Origin of the sequence: Tsukamurella conjunctivitidis, from assembly GCF_007858475.1 — a bacterium.
Taxonomy (GTDB): Bacteria; Actinomycetota; Actinomycetes; order Mycobacteriales; family Mycobacteriaceae; genus Tsukamurella; species Tsukamurella conjunctivitidis.
This window is the reverse complement of the sequence record NZ_VIGX01000291.1, coordinates 1-527: the sequence shown is the minus strand read 5'-3', so window position 1 is coordinate 527 and position 527 is coordinate 1. Positions and strand designations below refer to the sequence as shown.

The window sequence follows — 527 nt, the reverse complement described above, 5'->3', positions numbered from 1 at the left end:
GCGTGGCTTCACCGCGATCCACGAGTCGGACATGAAGCTCATTGCCGATCCGACCTCGGCCTTCCTCGACCCGTTCCGTGAGGCGAAGACGCTGATCGTCAACTTCTCGATCGTGGACCCCTTCACCGACGAGCCCTTCTCGCGTGACCCCCGCCAGGTGGCCTCCAAGGCCGAGGCCTACCTGAAGTCCACCGGGATCGCCGACACCTGCTTCATCGGCGCCGAGGCAGAGTTCTACCTCTTCGACGACGTGCGCTACCAGGTCAAGCCCGAGTACACCTTCTACTCCGTGGACTCCGCCGAGGCGTTCTGGAACACCGGACGCGAGGAGGAGGGCGGCAACCTGGGCTACAAGCTGGGCGTGAAGGGGGGATACTTCCCGGTCTCCCCCAATGACCACTTCGTCGACCTGCGTGACCAGATGGTCAGGAACCTCCAGGCCGTGGGCCTCGACATCGAGCGCGCCCACCACGAGGTCGGCTCCGCCGGGCAGCACGAGATCAACTACCGTTTCGGGTAGTTGATCT

Annotated in this window: 1 pseudogene; it reads left to right on the top strand. The window is 64.1% G+C overall.

Features of this window, described 5'->3' with window-relative positions:
• Window positions 1-514 (top strand): annotated as a pseudogene (locus FK530_RS25450) (glutamine synthetase beta-grasp domain-containing protein); the annotation flags it as partial.
• Window positions 515-527: the final 13 nt, after the last annotated feature.